General features: G+C 65.0%; 18 protein-coding genes, 1 tRNA gene and 1 pseudogene. 12 read left to right on the forward strand and 8 right to left on the reverse strand.

The window, feature by feature from the left end:
* Window positions 1-76 precede the first annotated feature (76 nt).
* Entirely contained in the window at window positions 77-1387 is a 1311-nt protein-coding gene (locus tag NED97_RS05445) for a M28 family peptidase (RefSeq protein ID WP_252489709.1), read from the forward strand.
* A 55-nt stretch (window positions 1388-1442) separates the two neighbouring features.
* Complete coding sequence (locus NED97_RS05450; RefSeq protein WP_252489710.1) at window positions 1443-2231, forward strand: NAD(+)/NADH kinase; 789 nt, start codon at window positions 1443-1445, stop codon at window positions 2229-2231.
* Between the two features lie 136 nt (window positions 2232-2367).
* On the opposite strand, the gene NED97_RS05455 is transcribed toward NED97_RS05450, so the two are convergent.
* Window positions 2368-2613 (reverse strand): hypothetical protein, encoded by a 246-nt coding sequence (locus tag NED97_RS05455; protein ID WP_252489711.1) that lies wholly within the window; start codon window positions 2611-2613, stop codon window positions 2368-2370.
* 88 nt (window positions 2614-2701) lie between these two features.
* On the reverse strand, window positions 2702-3385 hold the full coding sequence (gene nth, locus NED97_RS05460; protein ID WP_252489712.1) for an endonuclease III: 684 nt from the start codon (window positions 3383-3385) through the stop codon (window positions 2702-2704).
* A gap of 139 nt (window positions 3386-3524) precedes the next feature.
* On the opposite strand from nth, the gene mvaD reads away from it, so the two are divergent.
* The gene (mvaD, locus tag NED97_RS05465; protein WP_252489713.1) at window positions 3525-4508 is read left to right on the forward strand and encodes a phosphomevalonate decarboxylase MvaD; all 984 of its coding nucleotides are present in this window, start codon (window positions 3525-3527) and stop codon (window positions 4506-4508) included.
* Window positions 4509-4639: 131 nt separating this feature from the next.
* On the opposite strand, the gene NED97_RS05470 is transcribed toward mvaD, so the two are convergent.
* The 3 genes from NED97_RS05470 to NED97_RS05480 all read right to left on the reverse strand — a co-directional run bounded on the left by NED97_RS05470 (window position 4640) and on the right by NED97_RS05480 (window position 7075).
* Window positions 4640-4954, reverse strand: a complete 315-nt coding sequence (locus NED97_RS05470) for a hypothetical protein (protein WP_252489714.1) — start codon at window positions 4952-4954, stop codon at window positions 4640-4642.
* Between the two features lie 261 nt (window positions 4955-5215).
* Window positions 5216-6193, reverse strand: a complete 978-nt coding sequence (fen, locus tag NED97_RS05475; protein ID WP_252489715.1) for a flap endonuclease-1 — start codon at window positions 6191-6193, stop codon at window positions 5216-5218.
* A gap of 309 nt (window positions 6194-6502) precedes the next feature.
* A complete protein-coding gene (locus NED97_RS05480; RefSeq protein WP_252489716.1) occupies window positions 6503-7075 on the reverse strand; it encodes a GNAT family N-acetyltransferase in 573 nt (190 codons plus the stop codon).
* Window positions 7076-7287: 212 nt separating this feature from the next.
* Between NED97_RS05480 and NED97_RS05485 the strand changes: the two genes are divergently transcribed.
* The 4 genes and pseudogenes from NED97_RS05485 to NED97_RS05505 all read left to right on the forward strand — a co-directional run bounded on the left by NED97_RS05485 (window position 7288) and on the right by NED97_RS05505 (window position 9543).
* Window positions 7288-7839, forward strand: coding sequence for a hypothetical protein (locus NED97_RS05485; RefSeq protein ID WP_252489717.1), 552 nt, complete (start codon window positions 7288-7290; stop codon window positions 7837-7839).
* Between the two features lie 71 nt (window positions 7840-7910).
* Window positions 7911-8279 (forward strand): annotated as a pseudogene (locus NED97_RS23450) (DUF7344 domain-containing protein).
* A 40-nt stretch (window positions 8280-8319) separates the two neighbouring features.
* Window positions 8320-9042, forward strand: coding sequence for a DICT sensory domain-containing protein (locus NED97_RS05500; RefSeq protein ID WP_252489720.1), 723 nt, complete (start codon window positions 8320-8322; stop codon window positions 9040-9042).
* Window positions 9043-9249: 207 nt separating this feature from the next.
* Window positions 9250-9543, forward strand: coding sequence for a HalOD1 output domain-containing protein (locus NED97_RS05505; protein ID WP_252489721.1), 294 nt, complete (start codon window positions 9250-9252; stop codon window positions 9541-9543).
* Window positions 9544-9734: 191 nt separating this feature from the next.
* On the opposite strand, the gene NED97_RS05510 is transcribed toward NED97_RS05505, so the two are convergent.
* Both NED97_RS05510 and NED97_RS05515 read right to left on the reverse strand, forming a co-directional pair.
* Window positions 9735-9805, reverse strand: a tRNA-Gly gene (locus NED97_RS05510).
* A 73-nt stretch (window positions 9806-9878) separates the two neighbouring features.
* Window positions 9879-10538, reverse strand: a complete 660-nt coding sequence (locus tag NED97_RS05515) for a class I SAM-dependent methyltransferase (protein WP_252489722.1) — start codon at window positions 10536-10538, stop codon at window positions 9879-9881.
* 258 nt (window positions 10539-10796) lie between these two features.
* Between NED97_RS05515 and NED97_RS05520 the strand changes: the two genes are divergently transcribed.
* From NED97_RS05520 to NED97_RS05540, 5 genes are all read left to right on the forward strand, one after another.
* Window positions 10797-11267: a DUF5793 family protein gene (locus NED97_RS05520; RefSeq protein WP_252489723.1), complete on the forward strand. Its 471-nt coding sequence runs from the start codon at window positions 10797-10799 to the stop codon at window positions 11265-11267.
* An 87-nt stretch (window positions 11268-11354) separates the two neighbouring features.
* Window positions 11355-12527 carry an ABC transporter ATP-binding protein gene (locus tag NED97_RS05525; RefSeq protein WP_252489724.1) on the forward strand — a complete coding sequence of 391 codons (1173 nt, stop codon included), beginning with the start codon at window positions 11355-11357 and terminating at the stop codon, window positions 12525-12527.
* 98 nt (window positions 12528-12625) lie between these two features.
* Complete coding sequence (locus NED97_RS05530) at window positions 12626-13285, forward strand: DUF998 domain-containing protein (protein ID WP_252489725.1); 660 nt, start codon at window positions 12626-12628, stop codon at window positions 13283-13285.
* A gap of 69 nt (window positions 13286-13354) precedes the next feature.
* Complete coding sequence (locus tag NED97_RS05535) at window positions 13355-13633, forward strand: UPF0058 family protein (protein WP_252489726.1); 279 nt, start codon at window positions 13355-13357, stop codon at window positions 13631-13633.
* A gap of 37 nt (window positions 13634-13670) precedes the next feature.
* A complete protein-coding gene (locus tag NED97_RS05540) occupies window positions 13671-16046 on the forward strand; it encodes a DUF7527 domain-containing protein (protein ID WP_252489727.1) in 2376 nt (791 codons plus the stop codon).
* A gap of 127 nt (window positions 16047-16173) precedes the next feature.
* Here the strand turns inward: NED97_RS05540 and NED97_RS05545 are convergent, their stop codons facing one another.
* Window positions 16174-16479 carry a hypothetical protein gene (locus NED97_RS05545; protein ID WP_252489728.1) on the reverse strand — a complete coding sequence of 102 codons (306 nt, stop codon included), beginning with the start codon at window positions 16477-16479 and terminating at the stop codon, window positions 16174-16176.
* Window positions 16480-16616 lie beyond the last annotated feature (137 nt).

The raw sequence follows: 16616 nt of genomic DNA on the forward strand, positions 1-16616 counted from the left end.
CCCCTTTCGCGCGGAACCGGGGCCGGGCGTCGACGAAGCCGATACTGTTACCCGACGGTAGATCCACGGTTCGCGCATGTCCACGTGGATCGGTGAACTGTTCACCAGTACCGTCGGCTGGAATCACCTCGAGGGCCTGGTCGATATCGGCGACCGCATGGCCGGCAGCGAGGGCGAGCGCGAAGCTGCGGAGCTAACCCGCGACGCGCTCGAGGACGCCGGCGCCCGGAACGCCCGACTCGAGTCGTTCGACGTCCAGGGCTGGAGCCGCGGCGATAGCTCGATTCTCGCCGGCGAAACCAGCCAGGACTGCATCGCGCTGCCCCGAAGTCCCGCCGACCGCGTCGAGGCGCCGCTGATCGACCTCGGCTACGGCCTGCCGGAGGAGTTCGAGGAGACCGACGTCGAGGGCGCGGTCGTCATGGTCCGCAGCGACATTCCGAACTACTACGATCGGTACGTCCACCGCCGGGAGAAGTACTACCACGCCGTCGACAACGGCGCCGTCGGCTTCGTCTACCGCAACCACGTCGAGGGCTGTCTGTCGCCGACCGGCAGCGTCGGAACTGAGGCGGACCCGATCGGTGACATTCCGGCCGTCGGCGTCTCGAGCGAGGTCGGGGCGCGCCTGGCCCGCCGGTTCGACGGCGAGGACGTCACGGTCTCGGTCGACGCCGACGTCCACCCGGCCGAGAGCCAGAACGTCCACGCCGAACTCGGGCCCGACACCGACGAGCGCGTGCTCGTGACGAGCCACGTCGACGCCCACGACATCGCAGAGGGCGCCCTCGACAACGGCGCGGGCACCGCGATGGTCGTCGAACTCGCGAACGCCCTCGCCGGCCGCGAGGACGACCTCGAGACGCGCGTCGAGTTCGTCGCCTACGGCGCCGAGGAGGTCGGGCTGGTCGGTTCGAACTATCACGCCGACGAGACCGATCACGACTCGATCGAGGCGATCGTCAACAACGACGGCGTCGTCCGGGGTCGAACGCTCGAGTTCACCACGCACGGGTTCGACGACCTCGAGGACGCCGCCGACGAGGTCGCGGATCGGTACGGCCACCCGATCGAAACCGTCCCCCGGCTCGGCCCGCACAGCGACCACTGGCCGTTCGTCCAGTGGGGCGTGCCGGGCTATCACGTCATGTCGACCTCCGACGAGGTCGGCCGCGGCTGGGGCCACACCGTCGCCGACACGCTCGACAAACTCGAGCAGCGCGACCTCCGCGAGCAGGCGATCCTCCTGACGGATCTCGTCGTCACGCTCGCGAGCCAGGAGACCGCTATCGAACGCCGCTCGCCCGAGGAGATCGTCGACGACCTCGAGGCCCAGGACCTCGCCGAGGGGATGCGGATCACCGGCGACTGGCCGTACGATACCTGACGCCCCGCTCGCGAACAACCGTATCCTTTTGGACCGGCCGCGTGAACTGGCGAGCATGGATGCCGCGTGGAGTCCGGGTGACGACGGAGCTGTCGTCGGCGTCGTCGATCGCGAAACGGCGGCCAGCGAGACGCTCGCTGGCGCCGTCGACTCCCTCGAGGCCGGCCTCTCGGACGCCGACGCGACGACCGTCAGCGGCTCGCTCGAGGGCGTCCTCGCCGCGGAGCCGTCGCTGCTGGTCGTAGCCGGCGAAGCGGCGCTGTCGGACGTCGCACGGAACGGAACGGGAACGCCGGTCCTTCCCGTCGGCGACGTCGATGGACTCGAGTCGGTCCCCGTCGATCGACTTCCGGAGGCGCTCGAGGTCGCGCTCGCGGGAGACGCGCGGACGCGGGCCCGCCCCGTTCTCGGCGTCGAACTCGAGGGAGCGACGTACCGCGCCCTGTTCGACGCGACGCTGGTGACGGACGAACCTGCTCGAATCTCGGAGTACAGCGTCCGCAGCGGCGGCGATCCCGTCGACTCGTTTCGCGCGGACGGCGTCGTCGTCGCGACGCCCGCCGGAACGGAGGGCTACGCCAGTGCCGTCAACGCACCCTCGCTCTCGGCGTCAGTCGACGCCGTCGCCGTCGCCCCGATCGGGCCGTTCGCCACCCGAACGCAGCGGTGGGTACTCCCCGACGACGCGGTCGAACTCGCGGTCGAACGCGACGAGGGGGCGGTGACGCTCGTCGTCGACGGCCGATCGGTCGGAACGGCTCCGGTGGGTTCGCCGGTCGGTATCGGCGTCGACGGAACGCTCGAGACGCTGGTCGCTCCGACGGCGTCGCTCGAGGAGCGGTGACCACCGTGCTGTGACCTGCGTACGCGGACCTCAGAACTGATTCTCGAGCGGAGTGAACGGCAAAAAACGGAGTCTGACCGGATTCCAGCCGGGTGAACGGGAGAGAGATGGTCGCTTCGGGCGTCGAACGAACTCGTTAGCCGTTGAACGGCTCTTCGTCCCGGTGATTATCCGGATTGACGTGCTCTCGAGCGTCGTCCTCCCGGTCGTCGGATTTGTGTTCGATGTCCTGTCGTCGCTGCTCCTCGTCCTGCCGCTCGCGGGCCTCTTTTTCCTCCTCCGTCAACTCCTGTTCTTCCTCGTCGGCGTCCGTGTCCTCGTGTGTCAGTTCGACGTCCCGACCGTGCTCGTCCTTTCCGGTCTCGTCGCTGTTGTCGGACATGGTGATTCTAGCAGGGGATTCCGTCGGTTTCGGAAAAGGGATTTGGCTTGCAACGGACGGCGACGAAACCTCGCGGGCGACGCGCCGGCTACCAGGGTTCGCCGGAGGCGAGGTCGATCTCGCTATCCCCCTTCTCGGAGGGACAGACGTCGGCGAGCACGCACTCGCTACAGTCAGGGTTCCGGGCCGTACAGACCGCGCGCCCGTGGTCGATACAGAGGTGGGTGAACTGCTGCCAGTAGCCGTCGGGGACGAGTTCCATCAGCTCCCGTTCGATCGCCTCGGGTCGCTCCTCTTCGGCGATCCCGAGCCGTCGGGAGAGACGCTGGACGTGCGTGTCGACGACGATCCCCTCGACGACGTCGTGGGCGTGCTGGAGCACGACGTTGGCCGTCTTCCGGCCGACGCCGGAGAGTTCGGTCAGTTCGTCCATCGTGTCGGGAACCTCGCCGTCGTGCTCCTCGAGGATCGTCTCGCAGGTGCTCTTGATGTAGCCCGCCTTGCTGTTGTAGTAGGTGATCGAGTTCAGATCCTCGGCGAGTTCCTCCTCCGGAACGGCCGCGTACTCCTCGGCTCCGTCGTACTTCTCGAAGAGGCGTTTCGTCTCCTGGTTGACGCGCTCGTCCGTACACTGCGCCGAGAGGATCACCGCGATCAGCAACTCGAGGCGATTCGAGTACCGCAGCGAGATGGTCGAGTCGGGGTACTCGGACTCGAGTCTGTCGACGACCTCCGCGGCCTGTTCCTCGCGGCTCTCGAGAGGGGTTCCCATTACGCGTCCCTTTCGATGGCGTCCATTTCAGGTGTTCGGTTCGACGGGAAGACGGCGCGACACACCGGGATCGAACCGGCTAACCGACGGGCACCCGGATGCCGTGAGTTTTAAGCGGCCCTCAGCCACCTATCAGGGTATGAAAGCGACCGCGATCGCCCACCCGATCCAGGGACTCGTCAAGTATCACGGGATGCGCGACGACATCGAGCGTCTCCCATACCACGACAGCATCAGCGTCTGTACGGCCCCGAGTCACACCCGGACGACCGTCGAGTTCTCGATGGAGTACGACGGGGACACCTACGTCGTCGACGGCGAGGAACTCGACGGTCGCGCCGCGGAGCGCGTCGACGCCGTCGTCGAGAAGGCGCGAGACCTCTCCGACGCCGCCCACACGGTGTACCCGGTGCGCCTCGAGAGCGAGAACAGCTTTCCGACGAACGTCGGGCTGGGTTCCTCCTCGTCGGGCTTCGCCGCCGCGGCGATGGCCCTCGCGGAGGCGGCCGAACTCGACGCCGACCGGGGGACGATCTCGACGATCGCTCGCGTCGGCTCGGCCTCGGCCTCCCGCGCGGTGACCGGCGCCTTCTCGCAGCTTCACACCGGGCTGAACGACGACGACTGTCGATCGGAGCGCCTCTCCAGCGACCTTCACGAGGACCTGAAGATCGTCGTCGGTCTCGTTCCCTACCACAAGGAGACCGAGGACGCCCACGACGAGGCCGCCGACAGCCACATGTTTCAGGCCCGCAACGCCCACATCCACGGGCAGATCGCCGAGATGCGCGACGCCCTCCGGAACGACGACTTCGAACGGGCGTTCGAACTCGCCGAACACGACTCGCTCTCGCTCGCCGCGACGACGATGACCGGCCCCGAGGGGTGGGTCTACTGGCAGCCGGCGACGCTCGCCATCTTCAACGCGGTGCGAAAGCTCCGCGAGGAGGAGGATATCCCGGTCTACTTCTCGACCGACACCGGCGCCAGCGTCTACGTCAACACGACCGAGGAGCACGTCGACCGGATCGAGGAGGAAGTCTCGGACTGCGGCGTCTCGACGACCGTCTGGGACGTCGGCGGTCCCGCACGGCTGCTCGACGAAGAGAAGCACCTGTTCTAAGCGATCGCGATCCGCTGCGACCGGGGTTTCTCGATCACTCCGCGGCCACTGCTGTCCGGGCGGATTCGTCTCGTTCAAAAAATCGGGTGAGCTACGTCGAATCGGATCGCGTCGTGTCGGTTGCGTGTGAGTTACCAACGGGGTCGTGTGAGACTCATCGCTCGCAGTGCGGCGCCGACGACGATCAGTGCGATCACCGCCACCGCGAGCCACTGACCGGTGTGGGTCGCGAGCGCCTCCCCGATCATCCCGAGGAGGTCGGCGCCGACTGCCTGTCCGACGGCGAACAGCACGACTGCGAGGCCGACGAGTACGACGATCGTCTGAACGACTGTCGAGGCCATCCACGCTCCGGGGGCGAACCGCCGACCGCGCGGCTCTTCTTCCGGCGGTCGACCGTCGTTCGGCTCGGTGCGGGAATTACCGCGTTCAGTCTGTTCGGACATAGGCAATCACCCGATCACGGCTATTTCCGATAGACGGATTATTATGCCCCGGATAACGTTTCGCGTCGATCGTCTGCTATCGCTTCCCGAACGGGAGGTGGATTTCTCACGGAAACCCCACCGTCGTAACCGTGGCGGTATGAAATGGCGTACCATGCAAGCGCGTTCGCTTTTGGCGTCTTTCCTCGAATCCGACTCGAGACGCATTTTACTACTGTTTGTCTGGTGAAACAGTGGGAGTGAGAGCGCTATCGCGACCACTCACGTCCAGCGGTCCAACCCCGTCTGCGTAGCGTGCTCCTCGATCCGATCGAAGCTGCGCTCGACCTCGTCGGCGTGGACGCCCCACTCCTCGACGACGTACTCCCGCGCGGCCGCCAGGTCCGGGTCGATCGTCGGATCGAACTCGTAGTCGTCGGTCACGTTCGGGTCGCGGAACAGCTGGCGGACCCGGTCGCCGTACTCCACGGTGTCGCCGCGGGCCTCGAGGACGCTCCAGAGATCCCCGTGCTCGGTGATCTCGCTGAGCGCCGTCTTCGGGCCGATTCCCGAGACGCCCTCGTTGAAGTCCGTCCCGATGAGGATCGCGGCGTCGATCAGCTGCTCGAGCGTCAGCTCGTGGTGTTCGAGGGTGGCCTCGAGGTCCATGAGTTCGGGGTCGCCCTTGCTCGTCAGCTGGCGGAGCGTCAGCGGCGCGCCGAACAGCAGCGCGTCGTAGTCCTCCGAGCCGACGTAGTCGGCGTCGCCGCGCTTGGCCATGTGGGCGGCCTGAGCCTCGCCCTCGGCGGGGGCCTCGACGACCGGGACGTCGAGCAACTCGAGCAGCTCCCGACTGGTCTCCTGGATCGTCTGCGTCAGCCGCTGCGTGCGGGACTCGAGCCGGGCGATGGCCACCTGGTCGCCCTCCTCGCGGGCGGTCTCGAGTTGGTCCTCGTAGCTCCGTCGCTGCTCGCGACGGGACTCGATCTCGTCTTCTTTCAGCGTGGAGGGGCCGCCGTCGAACACCATCACCGGCGTGACGTCGTGCTCGAAGAACCTCGAGATCCCCTGGACGATGCCGATGAGGTTCGCCACCTCGGTGCCGTCGGCGGTCGTGTACTTCTCGCTCGACGTCCACTTGACCGTCGTCGTCAGGTAGCGGTAGAGCCAGTTGTGGGCGTCGACGGCGATGGTCCCCTCGATCTCGTCGAACGGCACGTCCTCGATGACCGCGATGTCCCGCAGTGCAGCGTTACCCATTACCGGTCCTTGGAGCGTCTCGGATTTGAATCGTTGGCTTCCCGCTCGAGATTCCGATAGCCGAATACGGACTTCGAGATCGGCGTAGTGACTTCGGGTACAGTATCGTAACCGACGGCTTCGAGAACAGCGACTCACACGAACACCAGGGATTCCACGTCCTCCCCAGCCGACTCGCTCGCGTTCGCGAACGCTCGCTCGTCCCTCGCGCTTCGAGCCGCGGCTCGCTGCCGCTCGCCGCGGCACTGCGCGCCGGTGAGAGGACCGACCCACTGCGGTCTGTCGGTCCGGTAGTTCCAGTCTGCTGTTTCACTCGTCGCGCGGCTGTTCGTTCGTCGTGCGGTCTCGTTCGGGCGGTCCGCGGTCGGCCCTCGACTCGAGAAAGTCGACTTCCTCGCTCGAGAGATCCCGGTCCCGAAACTCGTCGAGACCTGCCTGGTACCGGTCGCGACTCGAGAGCTCGTCGCTCGATTCTCCGAGGGGGTCGGGATGCTCGAGGATCAGTTCGGCGATTCCCGTCGTCTCATCGGCGTAGCCGAAGCCGGCTCGGTAGAGCGCCTCGTAGGCGAACGGGTTGTTGACCGCGATGCGGAGGCGGTCGTACCCTCGTTCGGTGGCGTGTTCGCGGACGTGACGGACGAGCGCTGGCCCGATGCCGTTGCCGCGACGATCGCCTGCGACGGTCACGTAGCGCAGCCAGAGGGTCCCCTCATCCGTGCGGTCCTCGTTGAACGCGACGGCTCCGACGATCGTTCCGCGCTCGTCTCGAGCGACCGCCTTTCCCGTGTTCGTCATGACGAACTTCCCGGCGTAGCTGAACCGTTCGTGATCGAGACGCAGTTTCGGCCCGTCGGGCGGCCACCCCAGCAGTTCGTACTTCACACCGCCGTCTACGTGCCGGATACTATAGTAGCCCCTGAAAGCCAGTGCACACCCGATCGCACCGCGGGTGTGAACCGTTTCGGGCGGTACTAGAAGGGCCACGTATCGGCGTCGATTTCGTGCGACTCGGCGGGGTACGCTTTCCAGGAGAATCTCGAGCTAGGCTTTTCGGGTAGGTCTTTTTGCCGCTGTTCGTGGGAGCACCCCTCACCATGAGCACCGAACAGAGCGAGACGGCCGAGACCGGAATCGGAGGAAGTACGGGGTGGGTACTCGGCGGCGCGATCGGCGGCGCGATCGGCGCTATCGCGTTCGGGGCACTCATTTCGGCCCTGGATCCGGCGGTCGTCGAAGTGGCCATTCCAGCGATCTACGGGCTGGATCTCGTCGGTATCGTCGGCTGGGGGATTCACGTCGCTCACGGGATCGTACTCGGCGTGCTCTTCGCCTTTCTCGTTACGCGCGAGTTCATCCTCGGAACGCTGCGGATGACCGTCGAGACCGACGCCCTCTCGAGAACCAGCGTCTGGATCCGCGTCGTCGCTGCGGGGTTCGTCTTCGGGCTGGCGATCTGGGCGATCCTTCCCGTGGTCGTTCTTCCCGCCTGGGTCGAGGCTCTCGGTGCCGACCCGGCCGGCGAGTTCCCCGTCTTCGCCGTCGAGAGCCTCGTCGGACACCTCGTGTTCGGCACCGTTCTGGGGCTCGTCTTCGCCACCGTGTTCGATCTCACCGATCGGCTGGCGCCGCCGCCGCTCGAGGAGTGAACCGGTCCGAAGAGGGGTAGCGAATGCAAGGGAAGGCATAACCCGCGATTCGAGCGTAGTGAATCGTGTGAATGAATAACAACCGGTCCGCCTCGGATCGGTCCTATACCGATCGAGACGTGATCGACGACGCGTTCTCCGTGCTTCGAAACCGGAATCGTCGGTACGCGCTGTACTTTCTGCTCGAGCACGAAACCGCGTCGCTGGAGGAAGTCGCCGACGTCGTCACCGGCTGGACGTGAGCGTCGGAGCACGGAATGGTTGGCCGTGAAACCCGAGATCGGGTCCACCTGAATCTCCGCCACCGTCACGTTCCAGTGATGGTCGAGGCCGACGTCGTCAGGTACGACGAGGTGACAGACACCCTCTCGCTCGCTCCGTGTCCGCCAGCGACGCGATCGTTCGTTCGGCTGGCCTGCCTCACCGAAACCAGTTCCTAAGCATGTCAGGTGAGCTACCGCATGCGCAGGGAGGAACCCGATGACGCTTCGTGAGATTTTCGATCGCTTCGAGCGCACACAGCGGACGATCACCGTGTACGCGTCGAGTCCCCAGCCCGACATCGTCGACCAGTTCGAGACCCGGGTCGTCTCTGTTACGCACGCGCCCCTTCCGTCGGTGTCTCGGGACGACGGGTTTCTCGTCATCCGGGACGCGAACGGGTTCGCCGCCTCGATCGGTCTGCGGGAGGTTCGCGAGTTCCTCGAGCCGCCGATCTATCGGCCGTGGGACGAGGCGTTCGCGGACGCGGAGTATCGAATTCTGCTCGAGATCCTCGACGACACGGTGTGGTACTCACTCGATCGCCGCCAGCTCCTCGCGACGAGCCGGGAGATCGAGGATCGAGCGTGGCGCGTCGGCGAGGGGACGCTACACGTCGGCTTCCAGCGACTGTCGTTACTGCACCACCAGCTCCCGATTTACGAGCGACTGACCGAGGAGACGGACCTCGAGATCCACGTCTACGGGCAAGCCGACGGTTCCTCCCCGAATCCCGACGGGATGACGATCCACACGGTCGACGGCGCCGACGACGAGATCGGAGATTTCTGGCTGCTCGCGTTCGACGGCGGCGGCGACGACCGGCAAGCCTGCGCTCTGCTCGCCGAAGAGTGGGATCTGGACGAGTTCGCCGGCTTCTGGACCTACGACCCGGCCGTCGTCCACGAGATCGCATCGTCCCTCGAGGCGACGTACGGCTGAGCTCGGTGGAACGTTCACCGGCCGGTTTTTTCTTCGATTACATCGTACGCCGACTCTGCGCACCCCTGCAGAAGAGACAGCACGTTTTCGCTCCCCAGACGTATTTCTGCAATAAATCGTAGGGCTAGATCAGCCTTTAACTGCATATAAACAAATTTCGCTACTATCGCCAGAAAACATTTAACTGCTGCTTGGTAAGTATCTCCTGTGTCCTCAGCGTTTCACGAGCAACCAACCGACAACGCTCCCGACTTTCTCGAAGCCATCGTCGAGCAGGTGGCCGAACTCGAGGGCGTCTCCCCGATCGAACTCCATCCGCCCCTCTACAGCGCCATCGACGCCGAGGCCCTGGACCAGCTTTTCCATTCGTTCGACGGGCAGGGCTGCGTGGTGTTCGAGTGGCTCGGGTACGAGATCGCAGCGCATCAGTGCGGCCAGGTGACCATCCTCGATCCACCCCGTCGTACGGACAGTTCTTCGGCCGAGGATACGCTCGAGTAGTGCTGTGCCGCGGAGACCGTGGGTTGGTCAGCGGCGATAACTGGGAAACCACGCTCTCTTGACCACGGTGCGCGGACCGGGACTTGGACCACGCGAAGACGGTCGCGTTCGCTTCGCTCACGCGCTGCGACTTCTCTACTTCAAATCCCTCGTACGATTTCTGCTGCTCGCGGTGTTGCTCGCAGCAGAAATGCGCGGACCGGGATTTGAACCCGGGCCATGAGCTTGGAAGGCTCAGGTCCTACCACTAGACCATCCGCGCGCACTCTCCGGTTTTCGCTCCTCGTTTAAGGCTCTTCCTTTTCGATCCGATCGGTGGGTATCGGCCGCACGTCTCACCGTTCCGAACCGGCCACCGTCGCGTAACAGTTCCCGCTCGAGAGTTCCCACTCGAGCACCGCGAGGGCGCTCGCCTCGAGGTCCGCCTCGAACTCGTCGGGCGCGTAGATGTGGTAGAAGCGATCGACGGCTTCGCCGCCGGGGAGGGTCCACTCGACCGTCGTGTCGAACCCCTCGGTTTCGTCGAAGCGGTCGTGGGCGGTCGACCAGGCGCTGACGAGCGCTCGCCCGTCGGGGGCAAGCACACGGGCGAGTTCGTCGAGGCTGTCCCGACGGGCATCCCGCGTCGGCAGGTGATGCAACGTCGCGACGTAGACGGCGATATCGACGACATCGTCGGCCAGCGGGAGCGCCGCGGCGTCGCCCTGGACCAGCGAGACGTCGAACTCGCGCTCGAGCGCCCGTGCCCGCCCGGTCTCGAGCAGCCCGCGACTCACGTCGAGGCCGACGACGTGCTCGAGCGCCGCTGCGTCGGCCAGCAGTTCGGCGTGACGGCAGTTGCCACAGCCGAGATCGAGACCGACGGAGCCGCCGCGAGCGGTCACCCCGTGATCCCGGACGAAGCGCTCGACTTCCGGCCAGGCGTACTCGCGGGTCGAGGCGAAGTGACTCGCGATTCGGTCGTACGTCTCCCGGACGGTCGTTCGACGGTCCATCTCGGTCGATTCGAGAGCGCGTGCGCGGAAAAATCGTTCGCTACGGACTGACGGGGTAATCACAAATAGCCGCGTGGTTCGATCGCTTCGAGGGTGTCCGACAAGTCGTTCGAAAGATGAGTGACTCTCTATATGTTAGTAGAACGGTGACAGATACCGCGATTGCTCGTGAGACTCACACCGATCGACGGACACTTTGGAAATGTGACTAATCGTGCGTTACGTTCATACGGTGGGAGTGCCAAGCCATGGTACGGAATGAGGCGCGAGCACTTCACGCTAGATGTCAGCAATGTCGACTGGGTCGAAACCGATGGCGAACCGGCGAAGCCGTCAGTATCGATCGATTTTACCGGCCCAGCGACGGATCTCCGCGAGCGCCTGGCCGGACCCGACGGCGAGATTCTCGAGGGCAGCGAAACCGACGCCGCGCTTCGGCTGCAGGGGTCGCTCGATTCAGACACCGACGGTGTCGTGAGTCTGGCCAACCGGACCACCGGCGAGTTCGTCCTCGAACTCAACGAGAAGGCCAACGACGTCCTGAAGTTCATCCGGGCCGCCCGCGGCTACGGTGAGCAGGAACCGGACGACGAGGGCCGGTACGAGATCGAGATCATGCTCGACGGCGACGAGTTCGTCAGCTACGACAAGCAGACGTTCCTGGTCTACGACGAGGAGGGGAACCTCCTCCGAAAACACAGTCTGATCCCGAGCGGTATCGAACTCTAACCCTGTCGAGCAGAAATCGACCGGCAATTATAAGTATTTTAGGCGCACCTAAATCGAATGTGCGCCGGCAGACGCCGGAGAGTCGATATGGGGTACGGACAACTACTCACGACGGCGGCCGACGAAACGCAGCGGGAGTCGCTGCCTCCACAGACTACGGACGGCGTCGTCCTCGAACTCGAAGACGTCGCCAAACGCTACGGGAGCGAGACCGTGATCTCGAATCTCTCGCTTTCCGTCCGCGACGGCGAAATTCTCACGCTGCTCGGACCGTCCGGCTGCGGCAAGACGACGACCCTGCGACTCATCGCCGGACTCGAGAAACCGAACCAGGGCGACATCCGCCTCCGGAACGACCCCGTCGCGGGGAACGGTCGGTTCGTCCCCGCCGAGGAACGCGGTATCGGGGTCGTCTTCCAGGAGTTCGCCCTATTTCCGCATCTCACCGCCCGGGAGAACGTCGCCTTCGGCCTTCAGGACCGGTCCGAACCGGAGCGTGAGGCCCGCGTCGCGGAACTGCTCGAACTCGTGGGCCTCGAGGCACACGACGAGGACTATCCGGACGAACTCTCCGGCGGCCAACAGCAACGGATCGCGCTCGCGCGCTCGCTCGCGCCCGAGCCGGAGATGCTCCTGCTCGACGAACCGTTCTCGAACCTGGACGTCGACCTGCGCGTCGAGATGCGCGAGGAGGTCCGCCGGATCATCAAGGAGGCTGGAGTCACCGCCATCTCCGTCACGCACGACCAGGAGGAGGCGATGTCGATCTCCGACCGCGTCGCCGTGATGAACGGCGGCGATATCGAACAGATCGACACCCCCGAGCGGGTCTTCCAGCAGCCCGAGTCGCGGTTCGTCGCGGGGTTTCTCGGCCACGCTAGCTTCCTCTCGGGCGCGGTTCACGGGGATCACGTCGACACCGCGCTCGGACGGGTGCTCCGCGACAACGTCAACGGGCTCGCCGAACAGTACGACGGAACCACCGTCGACCTGCTCGTCAGGCCGGACGACGTGACCGCCTGCCCGACCGAGGTGGCCGACACGGAAGCCGACGGCACGGTCGTCTACCGGCGCTATCTCGGTCCGACAGTCCTCTACCGCGTCGAACTCGACAGCGGAGAGACCATCGAGTGCATGCACAACCACTCGGACCGGATCGACCTGGACGAGCGCGTCGCCGTTCGCGTCACCGCTGACCACGAACTCGCCTGGTTCCCGGCCGGTCAGCGGAACAGGAATCCGTCAGTCGACGCCGACTGATCCGTCCCCGCCCTCTCCCCACCGTCCGTTCTCGCGCTGTCCTTCTCGAGTCGTACCGAACGGGCAGATTGATGTACCGATAGCTTCGAGTCGGTTCCGTGCGCGTCAGCGACCGATATCGGATTTCGAAACGCACCGCGACTCGCTGCGGACTCGCAGCACCGGTCGTCGCACTGACTGCGATCGTGCTCGCGACCCTCCTCGCCGCGCCCGAGACGTTCACCTGGCGCGAGCGCGCGCTCTCCGACATGGGTCGTCCCGGGACGCGGACGTTCCTGCTGTTCAACGGCGGGCTGATCGTCGGCGGCCTCTTCGGACTCCCGTTCGCCTGGCGACTCTGGATCGTGGGCCGTCGACGACTCGAGCGACTCGGGGCCGCCCTGCTCGCAGTGACACTCGTCGGTATGATCGGCGTCGGCGGTTTCTTCATCGGCCACACGAACTACTACTTCGATACCTACCTGCACGGCGCGGCAGCCGTAACGTTCTTCGGCGCGGCGCCGGTCGCACAGTGGCTCTACGGCACCGGCCAGGTGCTCGCCGGAACGCGACGACTCGGCCTGCTCTCCATCTGGCTCGGCATCGTCCATCCCGTCGCCTGGCTGGGCTGGCTGCTGTCTCAAGCCGGCGCGGCGGGCCCCCGGACGTGGTTCGCCATCCCTGAGTTCGTCGCCGCGGTCGCGTTCGGGGGCTGGATTCTCGTCCTGGCTGGCGATTCGTACGTCGCCAGCGACGAACTGAAGGAATCGCAGGACTGAGCGCCCCTATCCGGCTTTGCGACCGTTCGGCACACAACGCTTAAATTGAAACCGTTCCTACACGCGTCTATGCATAAAGACGAACTCCTCGAGCTCCACGAAGAACTCGTCGTCATCATGGAATACTTTTCGGAGCGTGAGGAGGTCAACGAGAAACTGTTCGAGCCGTACCGACAGCTCGACGTTGACCCCTCACACGTCCACAAGTCCAAGAGCGAGCACAAACACGCCGTCTTCGTCCTCGGCAACGCCCTTGCGAAGGCGATGAGCGAAGACGAGTTCTCGAGTGCCGGCCGAATCGGCAAGCGCATGAAGGAACTGGCCGAGGACGCGGAGTCGAAAATCTAGGCGAAACGTATTTGTTCCGGATCCCGCATGTTGGACTATGGACTCGCGCACGCAAGAGCGCGTCGAACAATGGGATTCTCGTGCCTTCAGTGGCGGATACGACGGGCTCCGGACTCTCGTCGATTCTGACTTTTCGGGCGCCGTTACCGCGGCTAGATCCTGGCTCTTTCTGCTCAACGGTCGCATCGTCGGCACCGTCGACGGTGTCGTCGACGACTTCGAGAACGAATCGGGAACTCGCTACGAGGCACCACACCCCTCGCTGCCGTTGCTCTGTGCGATGGAAGAACAGGGAGGCGAGACGAGGGCGAAGTACTACACGAACGAGACCCCGCTCCGAGAGGTCGACGAGACGCTTCGGAACAGTTCGTTCACCGGTTACGTCGAGTTGAGCGAGAACGTTCTCAGCGGGGATTACTACGTTATCTACTACGGGGGCCGGCGGATGGCTGCCGCGTACATCGGCAGCGCCGAGCGGTTGCTCACCGGCGACGAGGCGTTCGAGCGCGCGGCCGACGAGGTCGGGATCTACGAAGTGATCGACGTCGAGATCGAGGTCGAGGACGTTCCCCGCGCGGATGACTCCACACCCGACTCGGACGCGACGGAGTCGACCGACGGGAGCAACGGGAGCAACGGGAGCAACGAGACCGACGAGACCGACGAGACCGACGGAACCGACGAGCGGCCGACGACCGAGCCCCGGCCGTCGGAGCCAGAGGGAGAGAGCGCGCCGAATCCGCGTACCGATTCGGCGACGCCGGCCGCGAGTTCGGGGGTCAGTTCGCCAGCGCCCGACAGCGAGACGTCGAACGCCGCTTCGGGAATCACCACGGCCGACGAGACCGACGCGGATCAGGCATCGACGACCGGGATCACCGATGCCGCACCCGAAAGCGGGGCGTCGAACGCGCAGACGGAATCGAGTGGGCCGGATCAGGCGAGCGAACGGGACGAGACCATCGACTCGCCCACAGATACTGCCGACGACGCCACGACGGAGACGGACGCTGACGAAGCGAGTGCGGACGCCGACGAACCGGACACCGAAACGAGCGACGACGAGAGCGCGCGAACGGACTCGTCACCGGATCCCGAAGTGGTCGAGGCGGCGGCCAGAGAACTCGATCGCCAGGACATCGACTGGGTCGACGACGACTCGGAAGGTGGGGAGCAGCCGGAGGACGCCGAACTCGAGGAACGATTCGAGCAAGAAGAGCAGTGGCGCGAAACGCGCAGCATTCCGTCGATCGATCCGGACAACACCGAGGCGAGCGACGCAGCGACCCCGGCGGGCGGCTCGGGGTCGGCCAGGCGAGAGGACGCTGCCGGGAATCGATCCCGGCCGGAATCAACGCAGACGTCACCGTCGAAATCCGAGAGCGGACGCTCGAGTTCCCAGTCGGAACGCCAGTCCGATCGCACACAGCGTTCGGACGCCACGACAACTGAAGCGGACGACGAGCGACGCGCGAAGGCGAGCCAGCAACTCGAGCAACTCGAGAAACAGCGGAACGCGCTCCGGACGAAAGTCCAGGAACTCGAGGCCGAACGCGATCAGCTTCGCTCGAAGAACCAGCAGCTGTCGTCGACCGTCGACAAACTCCGGTCGCGCGTCGAGGAACTCGAGACGGAGCTCGAGCGAGCCCGCGCCGCCGGTGAGACGGAACGCGAGCGGGCCGGCGGCGCGCAACTGTCGCGCAAGGAGGCGCTGTCCGGGACGAACCTCTTCGTCCGGTACGCGTCGAAGAGTCGACCCACCCTCGAGACGGCCCACGACGGCGGCGCCGACCGCGGCGAGGTCGAGTCGAACCTGCGCCTCGAGCATCACACCCAGTTCGACGAGTCCGATGCCGTCGTCGACGGCGACCCCTACGAGGAGGCGCTCACCTCGTCGATGGAGTACCGGTTCGTCGACTGGCTCACGTCGGTCGTCCTCTACGAGATTCGTGATACCGGTCACGCGGACGCGCTGAGCGACCTCTACGACGCGATCCCCATGATCGACCGCGCCGAACTCCACGCCACGATCTCGCTCGAGGACGACGAGACCGAAGACGTTCCGGATCAGGTCGGCTTCGACGTCGTCGCCTACGACAAGATGGGGAGTCCGCTCCTCGTCGCGAACCTGAACGACTCCCGGGAGCCGGCCTCGCAGGCGATGCTCGAGGAGATGGAGGAAGCCGCGTCGGCGGTCAAGGCGAACTACCCCGACCTCGCGTCGGCGATCGTCGTCACCTCGAGTTACTTCGAGCCGGGCGCGCTCGAAGTCGTCGAGCGGGCGACCAGCGGCGGGTTCCTCAGCCGCGGCTCGCGGCTGAGCTACGTCAACCTGTCGCGAAAGCAGGGCTACCACCTCTGTCTGGCCGAGTCGCGTTCGGAGGGATTCCACATGAACGTCCCCGAACTGTAGCGTCGGCTTCGCACCATCGTTTTCGCGTTGTGCCGTCCAGCGAGCGGCGGCGCTCACGCTCGAGACCGTGGGGCGTGAAGCGCCGTCGCGGTCTCCCGAGACGGCGGCGGACGGCGAGAAAGAGAGACTACCCTTCGATTTCTGCGACGTCTTCGATCTTCATGCCGTCGAGCTTGCCGACGATGTTGTCGATCTTACCGTCGAGTTCGTCGACGAACTCGGCGGTGCGCTCGGTCTTGATCGCGCCCTGACTCGAGGGTTCGATGAGGTTCTCCTCCTCGAGGACGCGCAGCGAGTAGCGGACCTTGTGGTGGGGGTATCCCGTCTCGTTCGACATCTTGACGATACCGATGGGTTCGTTTTCGATGACCATCTTCAGGACCTGCAGATGTCGTTCCAGCATATCGACTTCCTTCTCTAGTCGGTCTATCATGGCATTTGTTAACTTGTCTTTGGGCCCTTTAAAAGTTACTCTCTGCGAATGAAACGACCACGCTCAACTGTGTGCCAATTCCTGTCAGTAGTTAACGCTTCCGATCCCGGAGATTTCACGCTAACGATCGTTGAAAA

This window comes from Natronococcus sp. CG52 (genome assembly GCF_023913515.1).
GTDB classification, from domain to species: domain Archaea; phylum Halobacteriota; class Halobacteria; order Halobacteriales; family Natrialbaceae; genus Natronococcus; species Natronococcus zhouii.